Below are 16,344 nucleotides of genomic sequence, written 5' to 3'. Positions count from 1 at the left end.
AACGGGCACTAATTGGCCAGAAGCTGGGCGATCAGGCCGGCATGCGCCGCGATCTGCCGCTGACCACGCAGGCGCGGCTCGAGGAAGATCGACACCATCTCGGCCAGCGCACACTCGAAGTCCTCGTTGACGATCAGGTAGTCGTACTCGGCGTGGTGGGCGATCTCCTCATGCGCCTCGCGCATCCGCGCCGCGATCACCGCGTCGGAGTCCTGGCTGCGACCACGCAGGCGCCGCTCCAGCTCGGCGAGCGACGGCGGCAGGATGAAGATGCCGATCGCCTGCGGCCACTCGCGCTTGACCTGCCGGGCGCCCTGCCAGTCGATGTCGAGGATGACGTCGTGGCCGGCGTCGAGCAGCGCGCGCGTCTCCGACAGCCCGGTCCCGTAGCGACGCCCGAACACCTCGGCGTGCTCGAGAAAATCGCCGCGGCCGATCTTGTCGACGAAGCAGGCCTCGTCGATGAAGTGGTAGTGCACGCCGTCGGTCTCGGCCGGCCGCGGCGCACGCGTCGTGAACGACACCGAGATCGTCGCGGTGACGCCGTGCCGCGCGAGCGCCGGCACCAGCGCCCGCGTCAGGCTGGTCTTGCCGCCGCCGCTCGGCGCCGAAACGATGAAAAGACTGCCCTGGCTCATGCGCTGCGCGCTCCTGCGTCCGGTCGCCGCTCACTCAATGTTCTGGACCTGCTCGCGGATCTGTTCGATCGCCACTTTCATCTCGACCGCGCAGCGCGTCATCTCCGCATCCTGCGACTTCGACGACAGGGTGTTCGCCTCGCGGTTGAGCTCCTGCATCAGAAAATCGAGCCGACGACCGACCGATTCGCCGCGCGCCAGCGAGGTGCGCACTTCCTGCAGATGGCTCAGCAGGCGCGACATCTCCTCTTCGACGTCCAGGCGCTGCGCCATCAGCGCCAGCTCCTGGGCGAGGCGCTGGGGCTCGACCTCGACGCCAAGCTCGGCGCAGCGTGCCTTGAGCCGCGCCAGCCACTGATCGCGCACCAGCGGATGCCGGGCACGGACGTCGGCGACCAGCGTCTCGATCGCCGCACAGCGCTCGACGATGAACTGCTGCAGGCGCTCGCCTTCGCGCGCACGCGCCGCGGCGAAGTCACGCAGCGCGGCGTCGAACAGCGTGCGCGCCTCGGCGAGCAGCGGCGCGAAATCGGCCTGCTCTTCGCGGACGACGCCCGGATAGGCGAGCACGCGCATCGGCTCGGGAACGGCAGTGGCGCCCAGTTCCGCGGCCAGCGCGTCGAGCGCGTCCTTGAGCTGCACGAGGCGCGGACGATCGAGCTCGATGCGGTCGGCGACCGCTGCCTCGCGCACGTAGCGCAAGCCACACTCGACCTTGCCGCGCGCGATCTTGGCGCCGGCCGCCTGGCGCAGCTCGCCCTCGAGCACGCGGAATTCCTCCGGCACCTTGAACTGCACGTCGAAGTAGCGATGATTGACGGATCGCAGCTCCCAGCTGAGGCGCCCCCAGGGGAATGCGGCCTCGACACGGGCATAGCCCGTCATGCTGTGGATCATGTGATGTGAACTCCCGTTGGCTGTCCGCCGCCGAGGGCGGACCGGATGACGCGGCATTGTAGCGGCGTCGCGGCGGGATGACGGCGGGATGGACCAGGACGGCGGATCGCGCCGAAGAAAACGCGGCTAGACGAGCGTTCGCATAGCCGCGGCGTAAGAGTGAAGCGTGTGCTACTTCGATTGAAACCGGGCGGCAGCCGTTGCGGCATTTACTCCCTGGGAGAACCGCCCTTGCGGAGACAGTCCGCTTACTTCTTCGCCGCCTTCTTCGTAGCCTTCTTGGCAACCTTCTTCGCCGCCTTCTTCACGACCTTCTTGGCCGCCTTCTTCGCGACTTTCTTGGCCGGCGCCTTCTTGACCGCCTTCTTCGCCACCTTCTTGGCCGGCGCCTTCTTCACAGCCTTCTTCGTCGCCTTCTTCGCAGCCTTCTTCGCAGTCGCCATCTGGACATCCTCCTCGAGAGACAAGGTTCGCGGAAATCTCCGCGCAGATTCGGGAATCGCTTGCTTGCGTATTTCCACGTTGTGAATTTTTACTGATAAAAAGTTTTCAAATCAATGTCTTCATCAGGACCGAACTCAAGACATCATGCGCCGACACCTCTGCATCGCCGCAATCTGCATCGCTTCGATCACGCTTTTCAGCGTACCGGCCATCGCGCTGAAACCCAGCTCTGATGCGGGTTTCGAGGCATCCACAGCATTGCGCTACGAGATCGTTCGCACGCTGCCGCATGCGCGTTCCGACTTCACGCAGGGCCTCGAAATCTGTGACGGCACGATGATCGAGAGTGTCGGCCTGTATGGCGTTTCTGCGCTGATTCGGAAGGACATCGACAGCGGCGAAGCGCTGCAGCGCTATCGCTTGCCGCCCGCTTTTTTTGCCGAAGGCGCGACCTGCGTGGACGATCGCATCTACCAGATCAGCTGGCGCGAGCGCACTGCCGTGGTCTACGACCGCCAGCTGCAACCGCGCGCCGTGCTGCACTACGAAGGCGAAGGCTGGGGCCTGACGCACGATGGCGAGCACCTCATCATGAGCGACGGCAGCGCGACCCTGTCCTTCCGCCGCCGCGACGATTTCAGCATCGCGCGCACGATCGAGGTGCACGACGGCGCGCGCGCGGTCGAGCGCCTCAACGAGCTCGAGTACGCGCACGGCCTGATCTTGGCGAACATCTGGCAGTCGGATCGCATCGCCGCGATCGATCCGGCCGACGGCGCCGTGCTCGCCTGGCTGGACCTGTCGGCGCTGACGCAGCACATCGAGCACGGCTCCGACTGGGATGCCACCGACAACGTCCTCAACGGCATCGCCCATGACGCCGCGCGTGATCGCTACTACGTGACCGGCAAGCGTTGGCCGGTGATGTACGAGCTGCGCCTCGCCAAGCTGCCGAGGCCCCGCGCCACCGCTGGCGACGTGCCGAGGCGGTGATGGCGCGAGTCGTTCGGTAACTATATTTACCTTTGCATCATTCGATGCGCGCCCAGCATTGACGCTAAATCCGAAGGCGCCTTATAACTGCTCACCCGAATTCCTCCGGAGATGCGGTAATGCAAATTACTCACGAACACAAGGAGCTGTACCGCACGGTCAAGACCTTCGTCGAGGAGGAGCTCAATCCACACGTCGCCGAATGGGAGCAGGCCGGCATCTGGCCGGCGCACGAGGTGCTCAAGAAGATGGGCAACCTCGGTCTGCTCGGCATCACCAAGCCGACGCAGTACGGCGGGCTCGGCCTCGACTATTCGTACGAAGTGCTGTTCGCGCAGGCGCTCGGCAACTGCAGCTGCGGCTCGCTGCCGATGGCGATCGGCGTGCAGACCGACATGGCGACGCCGGCCCTCGCCCGCTTCGGTTCGCATGAGCTGCGCAAGGAATATCTCGAGCCGGCGATCCGCGGCGACATGGTGGTGTCGATCGCGGTTTCCGAGGCCGGCGCCGGCTCCGACGTCGCCAACATCAAGACCACCGCGCGCAAGGACGGCGGCGACTACGTCATCAGCGGTTCGAAGATGTGGATCACCAACGGCACGCAAAGCGACTGGGCCTGCATGCTGGTCAACACCTCGGACGGCAAGCCACACCTCAACAAGAGCCTGATCGTCGTGCCGATGGACGCCAAGGGCATCGATCGCAAGACCAAGCTCGACAAGCTCGGCATGCGCGCCTCCGACACGGCGATGATCTTCCTCGACGAAGTGCGCGTGCCGCAGCGCAATCTGATCGGCCAGGAAGGCATGGGCTTCACCTACCAGATGCTGCAGTTCCAGGAAGAGCGCCTGTTCGGTGCCGCCAGCGGCATCGACGGACTGTTCAACGTCATCAACGAGACGATTGCCTATACCGGCCAGCGCCAGGCTTTCGGACAATCGGTGCTCGACAATCAGTACGTGCACTTCCGGCTCGCCGAACTGCGCACCGAAGTCGAGGCGCTGAAGGCGATGGTCTACCAGACCACCGAGGAATACCTGAGCGGCAAGCAGTCGGCGGAGCACATCGCGATGCTCGCCAGCATGTGCAAGCTCAAGGTCGGGCGCGTGTCGCGCGAGGTGACCGATGCCTGCCTGCAGTTCTGGGGCGGCCAGGGCTTCATGTGGGACAACGTCGTGACGCGTGCGTATCGCGACACGCGCTTGGTCTCGATCGGCGGCGGCGCCGACGAGGTCATGCTCGGCATCATCTGCAAGATGATGGGCATCCTGCCGGGCAAGAAGAAATTCGAGCAGATGAAAGCGGCACGCGAGTCGCGCGCCGCATAGTCCAGAGGGCCTCTGGAGGAGAGAACGGAAAGGGCCGCGGCGCAAAGCCGCGGCCTTTTTCATGCGCGCGACGGCGGCGCGCTCAGAAGCGGATCGTCGTCGTCTGCCCCCGGTCGACGTCGAAACGGACCGCGTCCGAGAAGTCGATGCTGTCGTTGCGGGCCGGATCGTCCTCGTCGGCCTGGCAGGTCAGCGCGGCGGTATAGCGACCCTCGGGCAGGAACGCGGCGGTGAAGCTGCCGCCGCTGCCGCTGGTCGTCACCGCGGCCGAGGTCAGCGGTTCGGCGCCGCTGCCACCGATGTCGTCGGGCGTGACCTCGCCCTCGTAGACATAGACCGCCGGCACGCAGCCGGAGCCCTGCGCCGCGACCGTGCCGCTGAGCGTGCCGGCCTTGTCGTTGTCGACCAGGCGCAGTGCCGATACCAAGCGATAGACGTCCGGCTTGGCGTCGGTCGGCTTCAGCAGGGCCCGGCGCAGATCGACATCGAGCGTCAGCGCGGTGTTGTCGACATCGTCGACCGAGAATTCGGACTCGATCGCCAGGCGAGCGTCGCTGTCGTCGGCGACGTGGAGCGGCAAGGTCTCGCCGGTCCGCAGGCGCACGTAGGCGTCGGCGGTGCTGTCCTCGGCCGTGCGCAGCAGCAGGCGCACGGCATCGTAGTCGCCGGACGGCACGCTCTCATTGCTCAGCAGCGACTGCGTCTTGCCGCCGTTGAGCGCCAGCAGATCGACCCGCCGCGGCGTGGCGAACTCGAAACGCTGCCAGCCCTTGTCGACGGACCTGAGCTCGACGCCGGTGATCGTCACCAGCACGCTGCTCGCGTCCGTATAGGGCGCGTCGGTCAGCTGCAGATCGAGCCGACCGTCGTCGCAAGCGCTCAGCGCCAGAGCGCCGACCGCGGCACAGGCCCAGAGAATCCGCATCGCCGTGCTCCTGATTGCGTGGGGGGCGCCATCATGGCAGCGGCTTCAGGAGCGTGCCAGCGCCGCCGTCTCGAAATCGACGATACCGTCGCGGCCGAATTCGCTGGCGTAATGGCATAGCGCAACGGCCCCGTCCGGATAGCGTCGGTAGTGCGGCGGCTGGCGCGTGCAGCGCTCGTCGGCCATCGGACAGCGCGACACGAACAGGCAGCCGACCGCTTGCGCGTACGGACTCGGCAGCTCGCCGTCGCGGGCGCGAAAGGCCGCGAACGCGTCGTGTCCGGGGATCGCCGCAAGCAGGGCCCTCGTATATGGATGCCGCGGCGTGGCGAACAGCGCGTCGCGCTCGGCCTGCTCCATCAGTTTGCCGAAGTACATGACCAGCACGCGGTCGCTGATGTGGCGCACGACGGCGAGGTCGTGCGAGATGAACAGGATCGCCAGCTGGTACTGGCGCTGCAATTCGCGCAGCAGGTTGATGATCTGCGCCTGCACCGAGACGTCGAGCGCCGACACCACCTCGTCGCAGATCAGCAGCTTCGGCCGCACGATCAGCGCGCGGGCGATGGCGATGCGCTGGCACTGGCCGCCGGAGAATTCGCGCGGATAGCGCTCGGCATCGGCCGCCGACAGGCCGACCCGCTCCAGCATCTCCAGCACGCGGCGGCGGCGCTCGTCGGCCGGCAGCTCCGGGTGCAAGGCCTTCAGCGGCTCGCCGACGCAGCGGCCGACCTTGAACTTGGGATTGAGGCTCGCCAGCGGATCCTGGAAGACCATCTGGACATCACGGCGCAGGCCTTTCCAGCCACGCTTGTCGAGGCCCTTGAGCTCACGGCCCTCGAAGCGCACCGAACCGGCCGTGATCGGTTCGAGCCCGGCCAGTGCCCGGGCCAGCGTCGACTTGCCGGAGCCGGATTCGCCGACCACGCCGAGGGTTTCGCCGCGCCGCAGATTGAAGTTGAGATCGTCGACGGCGCGCAGCAGGCTCGGCGCCTGCCACGGCAGCCAGCGGCGGCCGTGATAGTGGACGCGCAGCTGGCGCACCGCCAGCAGGGGCGACTCGGCGCCGGAATTCGAAGCAATGGGAACGGGACGCACCGCGGCACGACTCTGGTAAGCAGGCCGATCTCGCATCGGCAGCGCACAACCGCACCATTTTACGGCGGGCGCCCCGACGCCGAGAACGGCACGTCCCGCCGCCGGCCTGCCGGACTCGCCCGGCCGGCGGCGGCGGTGACGCTCACTCGAGCAGCGAGCGCAGCATCCAGGCCGTCTTCTCGTGCAGCTGCAGACGCTGCGTCAGCAGATCGCAGGTCGGTTCGTCCTGCGCGGATTCGGCGATCGGGAACACGCTGCGCGCGGTCTTCGCGCAGGCCTCATGCCCCTTCACGAGCAGGCGGACCATGTCCATCGCCTCCGGCACGCCGTCGGTTTCCTCGATCGAGGACAGCGCGGCGTACTGCTTGTAGGTGCCCGGCGCCGGGAAGCCGAGCGCGCGAATCCGTTCGGCAACCAGATCGACCGCCGTCGCCGACTCGGTGTAATGCGTCTCGAACATCAGGTGCAGCGAGTTGAACATCGGCCCGGTGACGTTCCAGTGGAAGTTGTGCGTCTTCAGATACAGCGTGTATTCGTCGGCGAGCAGACGCGACAAGCCTTCGGCGATCGCCTTGCGCTGCTGCTTGTCGATGCCGATGTCGATCTTGGCGGACCCGGCTTCCTTGGCTTTGCTCTTGGCCATGCGTGGCTCCTGTCGAATGATGCAAATGAGTTTAGAGTGCATCATCACGCCGGCAAAATGATCTTTATCAAGCCGCGCGATTGAGACCGGCTATCGAGTCGCCGGCGCTTCCGGCGCCATTCACGCCATCAGCAGCTTGTGCTTGCGGTAGTAGCTGAAGATGTCGTTGAGATTGCGCTTCGGCTTCCAGCCGAAGGTCTGGCGGAACAGGCGCCCGTCGATGATCACCGGATACTTGAAGTAGTTGATCAGGTACGGCGGGAAGAACGCGTTCCAGTTCAGCGCCCCGCTGATCATCTTCGGCAGCAGCGGCGGAATCGACGGCACCGGCAGCTTGCGGCAGCCGCACTGCTCGACGGCGACCTGGTAGGTCACATAATCGTCCGGCGCGACGTTGTAGATGCCCGGCTTGTTCTGCTCGAACGCGCAGACGATGGCGTCGGCCATGTCGTCGACGTGCAGGAACTGCATCAGCGGCGAGAAGCCGACCAGCACCGGCACCAGCGGCCGCGACAGCAGCACCGACATCGTGTTGCGGACGCCGGGGCCGAGCACGTTGCAGGGACGCAGGATCGTGATGTTCAGTTCCGGCGCCTTCCACAGGTAGATCTGCGCGAGATTTTCGAGCTCGACCGAATCGACGAGATCCTGCGTCACCTCGCTGGCCTTCAGCGGCGCATCCTCGTCGAGCAGCGCCGGATTGAAAGCCGAGGCGCCGTAGACGAAGTAGGTCGAGTGCACGATGACCTGGCCGACGCCGTACTTGCGGCACAGCTCGAACAGCTTCTTGCCGCCGAGCACGTTGGCGTTGTAGCGGCGCGTGCGATCGCCCTCATGCGCGAAGATGCGGCCGAGATGCAGCACGGCATCGATCTTGTGGCGACGGAACACGTCCTCGAAGCCACGCTTGTGGATCTCGACCTTGTACGAGGGAATGTCCGCATCGGTCTCGACCTTGCGGCGGAAATCGACGGCGACGACGTGATAGCGGCCGTGCAGGCGCGCGATGACGCGCTTGGCCAGCGAGCCGGCGGCGCCGGTGACGAGGACGGTTTTCTTCTTTTCGTTCATGACTGCGTGCCGCCGTTCAGAACACGCTGCTGCGTTCGGCCAGACCGCGATCGATCAGGGCTCGGATGCGCTCCTTGACGGTCTCGACGCGCGCCGTCACTTCCTCCTCGCTGCAGGCCGCCGCATCGAAGTGCAGCGGCTCGCCGAAATTGAGGTAGACGCGCGCCGGCAGCGGCAGCGGCGGCGCGACCGGCACATAGGGCAGACCGAGCAGCCGGGCCAGCGGCGAAAGATTGGCGAGCGAGGGCATGGTCTCCTCGCAGCCGACCACGCCGACCGGCACGATCGGCGCGCCGGTCTGCATCGCCAGATGCATGAAGCCGTTGCCGAAGCGCTGCAGCTGATAGCGATGGCGATAAAGCTTGCCCGAGCCGCGCACGCCTTCGGGAAAGACAATGATCGCCTCGTCCTGTTCGAGCATCTTGACGCAGTTGAGCGGATCGCCGATCACGGCGCCGAGACCGGTCAGCATGCTGCCGAGCCAGGGCACCGTCGGAAAGAAGCGCTCGACCATCGCCCGCGGCGCGCGCGGGCCGAGCGGGTTCATCGCCATCGCGCCGCCGATCAGCACGCCGTCCAGCGGCAGCTGCCCGGAATGGTTGGCGATCACCAGCACGTGGCCGTGCGGCGGGATGTGCTCGAGCCCGTGCGCGGTGACGCGGAAGTACTTTTCATAGAGCAGCTTGACGATGCCGAGGCCCAGCTTGGCCGCGTTTTCGTTGTAGCCCCAGGCGTCGTAACCGAAGCTGCCGACCGGCTTCGGCATGCGCGCAATCTGCTGCTCGATCTCCGGCGTGACGATGCGCCGGTACCACTCCTCGCGCGAAGCCAGCCGCGCCAGATCCTTCAATTTCTCGTACGCCTGCATGCCGCCGCCGGTGATTCCGGCTCCCCCTTGTCGTGTAGCGAACACGTTATGCGAAATGGCGGGCGCTCGCCAGCCGCGGAGGCCCGGGCCGGTGGTCATGGCGCACAAAAAAGGCCGCGCCTTCGCCGGGCGCGGCCTCGCCGGTCGGTTGTGTCGCGGCTTCAGCCGGGAATCAGCGTCGCGATCCGCAGCAGCTGCACGAACGGCTGCGGATACAGGCCAAGCACCAGCATCAGGATCATCGCCAGCAGCACCATGATGCCGCCCGAGCGCTGCGCCCAGTCGAGCTTGGCGCTGAAGCGATGCTTCGACGGATCGAGCAGGAACAGCGAGACCATCAGGCGCAGGTAATAGTAGAGACCGATCGCGCTGCCGACGACGACACCGCCGAGCAGCCACCACAGATGCGCGTCGACGCCGGCGGTGATCACGTAGAACTTGCCGAGGAAGCCGGCCGTCAGCGGGATGCCGGCCAGCGACAGCAGCATGGCGGTGAGGATCGAGGCCAGGTACGGGCGACGCCAGAACAGGCCACGGTAGTCGTAGATGACATCCGCGTCGCGTTCGCCGCCGGCGTTGGAGCTGAGCGTGATGACGCCGAACGCGCCGATCGAGGTGACGACGTAGGTCAGCAGGTAGGCACCGACCGCTTCGACGGCGAGCGGGCCGCCGGCGATCAGCGCGACCATGCAGTAGCCGAAGTGCGCGACCGACGAATACGCGAGCATGCGCTTGACGTTGTTCTGGCGCACCGCGAGCAGGTTGCCGATCAGCATCGACGCGAAGGCGAGCCAGGCGAGCACTTGCACCAGCGAGGTCTGGTAATAGCCGCCGGCCTCGACGAAGTAGCGCGTCAGCACCGCGAACACCGCGACCTTCGACGCCGTCGCCAGATAGGTGGCGACCGGCGCCGGAGCACCTTCGTAGACGTCCGGCGTCCACAGATGGAACGGCACCAGCGACAGCTTGAAGCCGAGACCGATCAGCAGCATCGCGCCGCCGACCAGGGCGATCGGCGTGCCGCCGGCCGCGAAGTACGCACCGATCTCGGAGAAGCCGAGGCTGCCGGCCTGCGAGTACATCAGCGCGATGCCGAACAGCAGGAAGGCCGAAGCGACTGCCGACAGCACCAGATACTTGAGGCCACCCTCGAGCGGGCGATGCCCCTTCACCGGATAGGCGATCATCGCGTACAGCGGCACGCTGAGCAGTTCGAGGCCGATGAACAGCGACGCGAAGTGCTGCGCGCAGGCCAGCGTCAGGCCGCCGAGCGCCGACAGCGTCAGCAGCAGGTACATCTCCTCGCGTTCGCCGCTGGCGTTCTCGAGGTACGCGTGCGAGAGCGTCGCGGTCGCCAGCGTCGTGACCAGGATCAGCGCCATGTAGAACAGCGCGTAGCCGTCGACCACCAGCAGCGGCGTGACGATCGTCGCCGGATGCGCGGTCCAGATCAGCGCCACGCAGGCGGCGAGCGCGAGGTTCAGGCCGATCACGGCCAGCGTCGCATTGGCGGTGTGACGGCGGCGGAAGGCGATCGCCAGCATGACGGCGACGATCGTCGCCGACAGCGCCAGGATCGGCGACAGTGCCGCGAAGAGTTCGGACGTGAAGCTCATGGCGTCACCCCGGTCAGCGCCTGGGCGGCGCTATAGATGCTGTGCACCTGCTGCATCGCGGCTGCCGATGTGTCGAGTACGGGTTGCGGATAGATGCCGAGCGCGATCAGCAGCACCATCAGCACCGCCATCATGCTGAGCTCGCGGCTGCCCAGATCCTTGAGCGGCGGCGCCCCTTCCGGCGGCGCGCCATGGAAAGCGCGCTGCACGAGGATCAGCGAATAGACGGCGCCGAGGATCAGGCCGGTCGACGCCAGCACGGTGATCAGCGGATTGACCGGCCAGCTGCCGAGCAGGATCAGGAACTCGCCGACGAAGTTGCCGAGGCCCGGCAGACCGAGCGCGGCGACCGCGAAGAACAACGCGATCGGCGGCAGGTACGGGAAGCGCGCCCACAGGCCGCCCATCTTCGACAGCTCGCGCGTGTGCAGGCGCTCGTAGATTTCGCCGCTGAGGATGAACAGCGCGCCGGCCGACAGGCCGTGCGCCAGCATCTGCACGACGACGCCCTGCAGCGCGTACTCGGTGCCGGCGTAGATGCCGATCAACACGAAGCCCATGTGGCTGACCGACGAGTACGCGACCAGGCGCTTGATGTCGTTCTGCGCGAAGCACAGGAACGCGCCGTAGCCGATGCCGATCACGCCGAACCACATCGCCACCGGCGCGAACGCCGCCGAGGCGTTCGGGAACAGCGGCAGCGAGAAGCGCAGCATGCCGTAGGCCGCCGTCTTCAGGAGGATGCCGGCGAGGTCGACGCTGCCCGCAGTCGGCGCCTGCGAGTGCGCGTCAGGCAGCCAGGAATGCAGCGGCACCATCGGCGTCTTGACCGCGAACGCGACGAAGAAGCCGAGCATCAGCAGCATCTCGACGTTCGCCGACATCTCGGTCTTCAGCAGCGCCATGTAGTCGAAAGTGACGGCGCCGGTCTGCTGGTAATGCACGATCACCAAGCCGAGGATCGCCAGCAGCATGACCAGACCCGAGGCCTGCGTGAAGATGAAGAACTTGGTCGCCGCGTAGATGCGTCCCTTGCCGCCGGGGGCGTTGTGGCCCCACAGCGCGATCAGGAAGTACATCGGCACCAGCATCATTTCCCACAGCACGAAGAACAGGAACAGGTCGAGCGCGAGGAAGATGCCGACCACCGCGCCGAGGTTCCACAGCAGGTTCAGATGGAAGAAGCCGACGTTGCGGTCGATCTCGCGCCACGAGCAGGCCACCGCCATCACGCCGAGCAGATTGGTCAGCACGACCAGCAGCAGCGACAGGCCGTCCATCGCCAAATGCAGCGAGATGCCGAAGCGCGGAATCCACGCCGCCTGATACTCGATGGTCCACTGCGGCACGCCGCCGACCGAGGCCAGCGACCAGTCGCCGACCACCCACAGCCACACCGAGATGGCGAGCGCGACCAGCATCGTGCCGAGCGCGATCCAGCGCGGGAAGCCGCGGCCGACGATACGCTCGCCCTGCCAGGCCAGCAGGCCGCCGATGAACGGGATGAGGATGAGCCAGAGCAGAATCATAGGAGCACCACCGCGGCGATCACGACGACGGCACCGGCAGCCGTGGCGCCGGCGTACCAGCGCAGCTGCCCGGTCTGCGTGCGCGTGAGGCGCGCATTGAGCGCGAGCGTCAGGCGCGGCAACAGGCCGATCGCCTGGTCGGCGATGTCGTTACGGTTGATGTGGACGAGGAACAGGTACGGCTTGACGAACAGCTTGTCGTACAGCCAGTCGAAGCCGAACGCAGCGCGCCACCAGCGGAACAGCAGCTGGCCGATGGCGGAGTTCTTGATGGCGGCGGCCAAGCCGCGGTTCTGCAGGAAGAAGAACCACGCCAGGAAGATGCCGACGAACGACACGCCGACCGACGCGAACGCCAGCGTGTGCTTCATCGGCTCCAGTTCTTCCGGGATCGCCGCCTGCGGCAGCACCGCGTCGAGCGGGATGTGGATGAAGCCGCCGAGCAGCGCGGCGACCGCGAGCGCGGCCAGCGGCAGCGTGTGATCGACGCCGTGCGGCTTGTGCACCTCGTGCCCGTGTGCCTCGCCGAAGAAGGCGATGAAGATCAGGCGGAAGGTGTACAGCGCGGTCATGAAGGCGCCGACCAGGCCCATCCAGAACAGCTCGTGGTGGCCGTAGGCCCAGGCCTGGAACAGGATCTCGTCCTTCGAGAAGAAGCCGGAGGTCAGCGGGAACGCGACGAGGCCGAGCGAGCCGATCAGGAACACCCAGAACGTGAACGGAATCTGCTTGCGCAGACCGCCCATCTTGAAGATGTCCTGCTCGTGATGGCAGGCCAGGATCACCGAGCCCGCCGACAGGAACAGCAGCGCCTTGAAGAAGGCGTGCGTCATCAGGTGGAACACCGCCGGCTGGTAGGCCCCGGCGCCGAGCGCGAGGAACATGTAGCCGATCTGCGACATCGTCGAATACGCGAGCACCTTCTTGATGTCGGACTGCGTCAGCGCGATGAAGCCCGCCATCAGCAGCGTCAGGCCGCCGATCCAGCCGACCGCATCGAGCGCCAGCGGCGACAGCTCGAAGAGCGTGTGCGTACGCGCGATCAGGTAGACGCCGGCGGTAACCATGGTCGCCGCGTGAATCAGCGCCGAGACCGGCGTCGGACCGGCCATCGCGTCCGGCAGCCAGGTCTGCAGCGGCAGCTGCGCCGACTTGCCGACCGCGCCGCCGAGCAGCAGCAGCGCGGCGATGGTCACCATCGTGCCGCCTTCCGGCCACTTCTGCGGCGCCAGCGTCAGCAGCTGCTGGATGTCGAGCGTGCCGAGCTCATGGAACAGGATGAACAGGCCGATCGCCATGAAGGTGTCGCCGACGCGCGTGACGACGAAAGCCTTGCGCGCCGCGGCGCCGTTGGCCGGATCCTTGTACCAGAAGCCGATCAGCAGGTACGAGGCCAGACCCACGCCCTCCCAGCCGAAGTACAGGAACAGCAGATTGTCGCCGAGCACCAGGAACAGCATCGCCGCGACGAACAGGTTCATGTACGCGAAGAAGCGCGGATACGCCTCGTCGCCGCGCATGTACCAGGACGCGAACAGGTGGATGAAGAAGCCGACGCCGGTGATGACCGACATCATCAGCATCGACAGCTGGTCGAGGCGCAGCGCGAAGCGCGGCGCGAAACCGTCGACGTTCATCCAGGTCCACAGCACCTGGGTGTAGGACTCTCCGGCCGGCAGCTGGTAGAACTGCCAGCCGATGAACGCGGTCAGCAGCGCCGACAGACCGATCGAGCCGACGCCGATGACCGCCGCCGCGTTCTCGGAAACGCGCGAGCGGCCGAGCGCCAGCGTGAGAAAGCCGAGCAGCGGCAGCAGGAAGACGAGGAAGAGCAGATGCATCGCCTTAGCTCCTCATCTCGGAGGCCGAATCGACGTCCAGCGTGTGGAAGCGGCGATACAGCTGCATCAGGATCGCCAGACCGACCGACGCCTCGGCAGCGGCCAGCGTCAGCACGAGAATGAACATGATCTGTCCGTCGGGCTGCTGCCAGCGGCTGCCGGCGACCACGAAGGCCAACGCCGCCGAGTTCATCATCACCTCGAGCGACATCAGCATGAACAAGATGTTCCGGCGCACCATGACGCCGGCGAGTCCGAGGCAGAACAGGACGGCGGCAACCGCCAGTCCGTGCTCCATCGGAATCCCGACCAAGCCCGTCGCCAAACCAGTGCCAGTTTCCATAGTCGTTGTGCTTGTCGTTTAGTCGTGCTTGCCGAGATGGTAGGCGGCGACCAGCGCCGCCAGCAGCAGCATCGAGGCCAGCTCGACCGCGAGCAGATACGGACCGAACAGCGCGATGCCGACCTGCTTGGCGTCGACTCCGGCCAGGGCCGCCGGGTGCATGCCGCCGCCGGCGATCACCACCAGCAGCGCCAGGAGCAGCGCGCCGGCGAGGATGCTCGGCGCCACCCAGTTCTTCGGCGTCAGCCAGTGCCGCTCCTGCTCGGTGGTGGCCTTGCCGAGGTTCAGCATCATGACGACGAACACGAACAGCACCATGATCGCGCCGGCGTAAACGATCACCTCGAGCGCGCCGGCGAACGGCGCGCCGAGCATGAAGAACATGCCGGCCACCGCGAGCAGCGACACGACGAGGTTGAGCAGCGCGTGCACCGGATTGCGGCCGCTGATCACGAACAGCGTCGAGACGACGGCAACCGCGGCCGCGATATAGAAGAAGATCGTCATGGCAGCAGGCTCTTGACGTCGACCGGCGCCGCCTCGTTGGCCGCCGCGCCCTTCGGCTTGCCGGCGATCGCCATGCCGGCGACGCGATAGAAGTTGTACTCGTGATACTTGCCGGTGCCGCTGATCAGCAGGTCTTCCTTTTCGTAGACCAGGCTCTGGCGCTTGTACTCGGCGAGCTCGAAATCCGGCGTCAGCTGGATCGCGGTGGTCGGGCAGGCTTCCTCGCACAGGCCGCAGAAAATGCAGCGCGAGAAGTTGATGCGGAACCACTCCGGATACCAGCGGCCGTCTTCCTTCTCCGCCTTCTGCAGCGAAATGCAGCCGACCGGACAGGCGACCGCGCAGAGGTTGCAGGCGACGCAGCGCTCCTCGCCGTCCGGATCGCGCGTCAACACGATGCGGCCGCGGTAGCGCGGCGGCAGGTACGGCTTCACTTCCGGATACGCAATGACGTCGCGCTTGTGCCACGAGTGCGAAAAGATCATCCAGATGCTGCGCAGCTGCGTGTAGATGCCCCACAGCAGGCCCTTGAGCGCGCCGAACGCGCCGCGCTCCGAATTGGTCTTGGCGATGGTCTCGGCCATATCAGCTTCCTTGCCCGGCGAGCACGACCGCGGCCGTGCCGAGCAGATTGATCAGGGACAGCGGCAGGCAGACCTTCCAGCCGACGGCCATCATCTGGTCGTAGCGCGGACGCGGCAGCGACGCGCGCAGCAGGATGAAGCCGGACATGAAGAACAGGCACTTGAGCGCGAACCACGGAAACGCCAGCCAGGCATGGCTGGCGACGCCCGGACCGCTCCAGCCGCCGAAGAACAGCACCACGGTGATGGCCGAGACCAGCACGATGCCGACGTACTCGCCGACGAAGAACATGCCGAACTTCATGCCCGAGTACTCGGTGTGGAAGCCGGCGGCCAGTTCGGACTCGGCTTCCGGCAGATCGAACGGCGTGCGGTGCACGACCGCGATCGCGGCGATCACGAAGGCGCAGAAGCCGAAGAACTGCGGGACGATGTTCCAGCCGTTCTGGGCCTGGTACTCGACGACCTGACGCAGGTCGAAACTGCCGGCCAGCATGACGATGCCCATCAGCGAAATGCCCATGAACACTTCGTACGAGACCGTCTGCGCGGTCACGCGCAGGCCGCCGAGCAGCGCGTACTTGCTGTTGCTCGACCAGCCGCCGAGCATCACCGCGTAGACCTCGAGGCCGGCGAGCGCCAGGAACAACAGGATGCCGACGTTGAAGTCGGCGACGCCCCAGGTCGGCGTCACCGGGATCAGCGCGAACATCAGCAGCATCAGGCCCATCGCGATCGCCGGGGCGAGGATGAACGTGAACTTGTCGACGAACGGCGGGATCCAGTCTTCCTTGAAGAAGATCTTGATCATGTCGGCGATGACCTGGCCGAGGCCGAACGGACCGATGCGGTTCGGCCCGTAGCGGTCCTGCCAGAGGCCGAGCAGGCGACGCTCAAGCCAGATCATCCAGGCCGCGACGATCACGGTCGCGAGCAGGATGACGACGGCCTTGATGCAGGCGATCAGCGCCGCAGTGAACTGCGGATGCGCGGCGAACCAGTTGGCAATGGCGTCCATG

Annotated in this window: 17 protein-coding genes; 2 read left to right on the top strand and 15 right to left on the bottom strand. The window is 66.2% G+C overall.

Annotation, left to right across the window (positions count from 1 at the left end; translation table 11 throughout):
• Positions 1-8: 8 nt before the first annotated feature.
• From gmk to H149_RS0114945, 3 genes are all read right to left on the bottom strand, one after another.
• A complete protein-coding gene (gene gmk, locus H149_RS0114955) occupies positions 9-638 on the bottom strand; it encodes a guanylate kinase (protein WP_020650576.1) in 630 nt (209 codons plus the stop codon).
• 30 nt (positions 639-668) lie between these two features.
• A complete protein-coding gene (locus tag H149_RS0114950) occupies positions 669-1,523 on the bottom strand; it encodes a YicC/YloC family endoribonuclease (protein ID WP_154654840.1) in 855 nt (284 codons plus the stop codon).
• Between the two features lie 260 nt (positions 1,524-1,783).
• Entirely contained in the window at positions 1,784-1,978 is a 195-nt protein-coding gene (locus H149_RS0114945) for a hypothetical protein (RefSeq protein WP_020650574.1), read from the bottom strand.
• Positions 1,979-2,123: 145 nt separating this feature from the next.
• Between H149_RS0114945 and H149_RS0114940 the strand changes: the two genes are divergently transcribed.
• The gene (locus H149_RS0114940) at positions 2,124-2,972 is read left to right on the top strand and encodes a glutaminyl-peptide cyclotransferase (protein WP_083931015.1); all 849 of its coding nucleotides are present in this window, start codon (positions 2,124-2,126) and stop codon (positions 2,970-2,972) included.
• A 119-nt stretch (positions 2,973-3,091) separates the two neighbouring features.
• Complete coding sequence (locus H149_RS0114935) at positions 3,092-4,300, top strand: acyl-CoA dehydrogenase family protein (RefSeq protein WP_020650572.1); 1,209 nt, start codon at positions 3,092-3,094, stop codon at positions 4,298-4,300.
• 82 nt (positions 4,301-4,382) lie between these two features.
• Here H149_RS0114935 and H149_RS0114930 read toward each other — a convergent pair whose 3' ends face one another.
• From H149_RS0114930 to nuoH, 12 genes are all read right to left on the bottom strand, one after another.
• A complete protein-coding gene (locus H149_RS0114930) occupies positions 4,383-5,225 on the bottom strand; it encodes a DUF4382 domain-containing protein (RefSeq protein ID WP_020650571.1) in 843 nt (280 codons plus the stop codon).
• Positions 5,226-5,270: 45 nt separating this feature from the next.
• Entirely contained in the window at positions 5,271-6,269 is a 999-nt protein-coding gene (locus H149_RS21200) for an ABC transporter ATP-binding protein (RefSeq protein WP_020650570.1), read from the bottom strand.
• Positions 6,270-6,465: 196 nt separating this feature from the next.
• On the bottom strand, positions 6,466-6,966 hold the full coding sequence (locus H149_RS0114920) for a Dps family protein (RefSeq protein WP_020650569.1): 501 nt from the start codon (positions 6,964-6,966) through the stop codon (positions 6,466-6,468).
• 120 nt (positions 6,967-7,086) lie between these two features.
• Entirely contained in the window at positions 7,087-8,037 is a 951-nt protein-coding gene (locus H149_RS0114915; protein ID WP_020650568.1) for an SDR family oxidoreductase, read from the bottom strand.
• Positions 8,038-8,053: 16 nt separating this feature from the next.
• On the bottom strand, positions 8,054-8,905 hold the full coding sequence (locus H149_RS0114910) for a lysophospholipid acyltransferase family protein (protein WP_020650567.1): 852 nt from the start codon (positions 8,903-8,905) through the stop codon (positions 8,054-8,056).
• Positions 8,906-9,066: 161 nt separating this feature from the next.
• Positions 9,067-10,521: an NADH-quinone oxidoreductase subunit NuoN gene (nuoN, locus tag H149_RS0114905; protein ID WP_020650566.1), complete on the bottom strand. Its 1,455-nt coding sequence runs from the start codon at positions 10,519-10,521 to the stop codon at positions 9,067-9,069.
• Entirely contained in the window at positions 10,518-12,050 is a 1,533-nt protein-coding gene (gene nuoM, locus H149_RS0114900) for an NADH-quinone oxidoreductase subunit M (RefSeq protein ID WP_020650565.1), read from the bottom strand. Before nuoM ends, nuoN begins: the two co-directional genes overlap by 4 nt.
• Complete coding sequence (gene nuoL / locus H149_RS0114895) at positions 12,047-13,891, bottom strand: NADH-quinone oxidoreductase subunit L (protein ID WP_020650564.1); 1,845 nt, start codon at positions 13,889-13,891, stop codon at positions 12,047-12,049. The genes nuoM and nuoL overlap by 4 nt, the downstream gene beginning before the upstream one ends.
• A 4-nt stretch (positions 13,892-13,895) precedes the next feature.
• Positions 13,896-14,204, bottom strand: a complete 309-nt coding sequence (gene nuoK / locus H149_RS0114890) for an NADH-quinone oxidoreductase subunit NuoK (RefSeq protein ID WP_026353204.1) — start codon at positions 14,202-14,204, stop codon at positions 13,896-13,898.
• Positions 14,205-14,252: 48 nt separating this feature from the next.
• Positions 14,253-14,741, bottom strand: a complete 489-nt coding sequence (gene nuoJ, locus H149_RS0114885; RefSeq protein WP_020650562.1) for an NADH-quinone oxidoreductase subunit J — start codon at positions 14,739-14,741, stop codon at positions 14,253-14,255.
• On the bottom strand, positions 14,738-15,226 hold the full coding sequence (gene nuoI, locus H149_RS0114880) for an NADH-quinone oxidoreductase subunit NuoI (protein WP_436278844.1): 489 nt from the start codon (positions 15,224-15,226) through the stop codon (positions 14,738-14,740). The genes nuoJ and nuoI overlap by 4 nt, the downstream gene beginning before the upstream one ends.
• Positions 15,227-15,326: 100 nt before the next feature.
• The gene (gene nuoH, locus H149_RS0114875) at positions 15,327-16,343 is read right to left on the bottom strand and encodes an NADH-quinone oxidoreductase subunit NuoH (RefSeq protein WP_020650560.1); all 1,017 of its coding nucleotides are present in this window, start codon (positions 16,341-16,343) and stop codon (positions 15,327-15,329) included.
• Between the last annotated feature and the right edge of the window lies 1 nt (position 16,344).

Origin of the sequence: Solimonas variicoloris DSM 15731 (assembly GCF_000382285.1) — a bacterium.
GTDB lineage: Bacteria > Pseudomonadota > Gammaproteobacteria > Nevskiales > Nevskiaceae > Solimonas > Solimonas variicoloris.
This window is presented reverse-complemented; position numbering and strand designations above follow the sequence as displayed.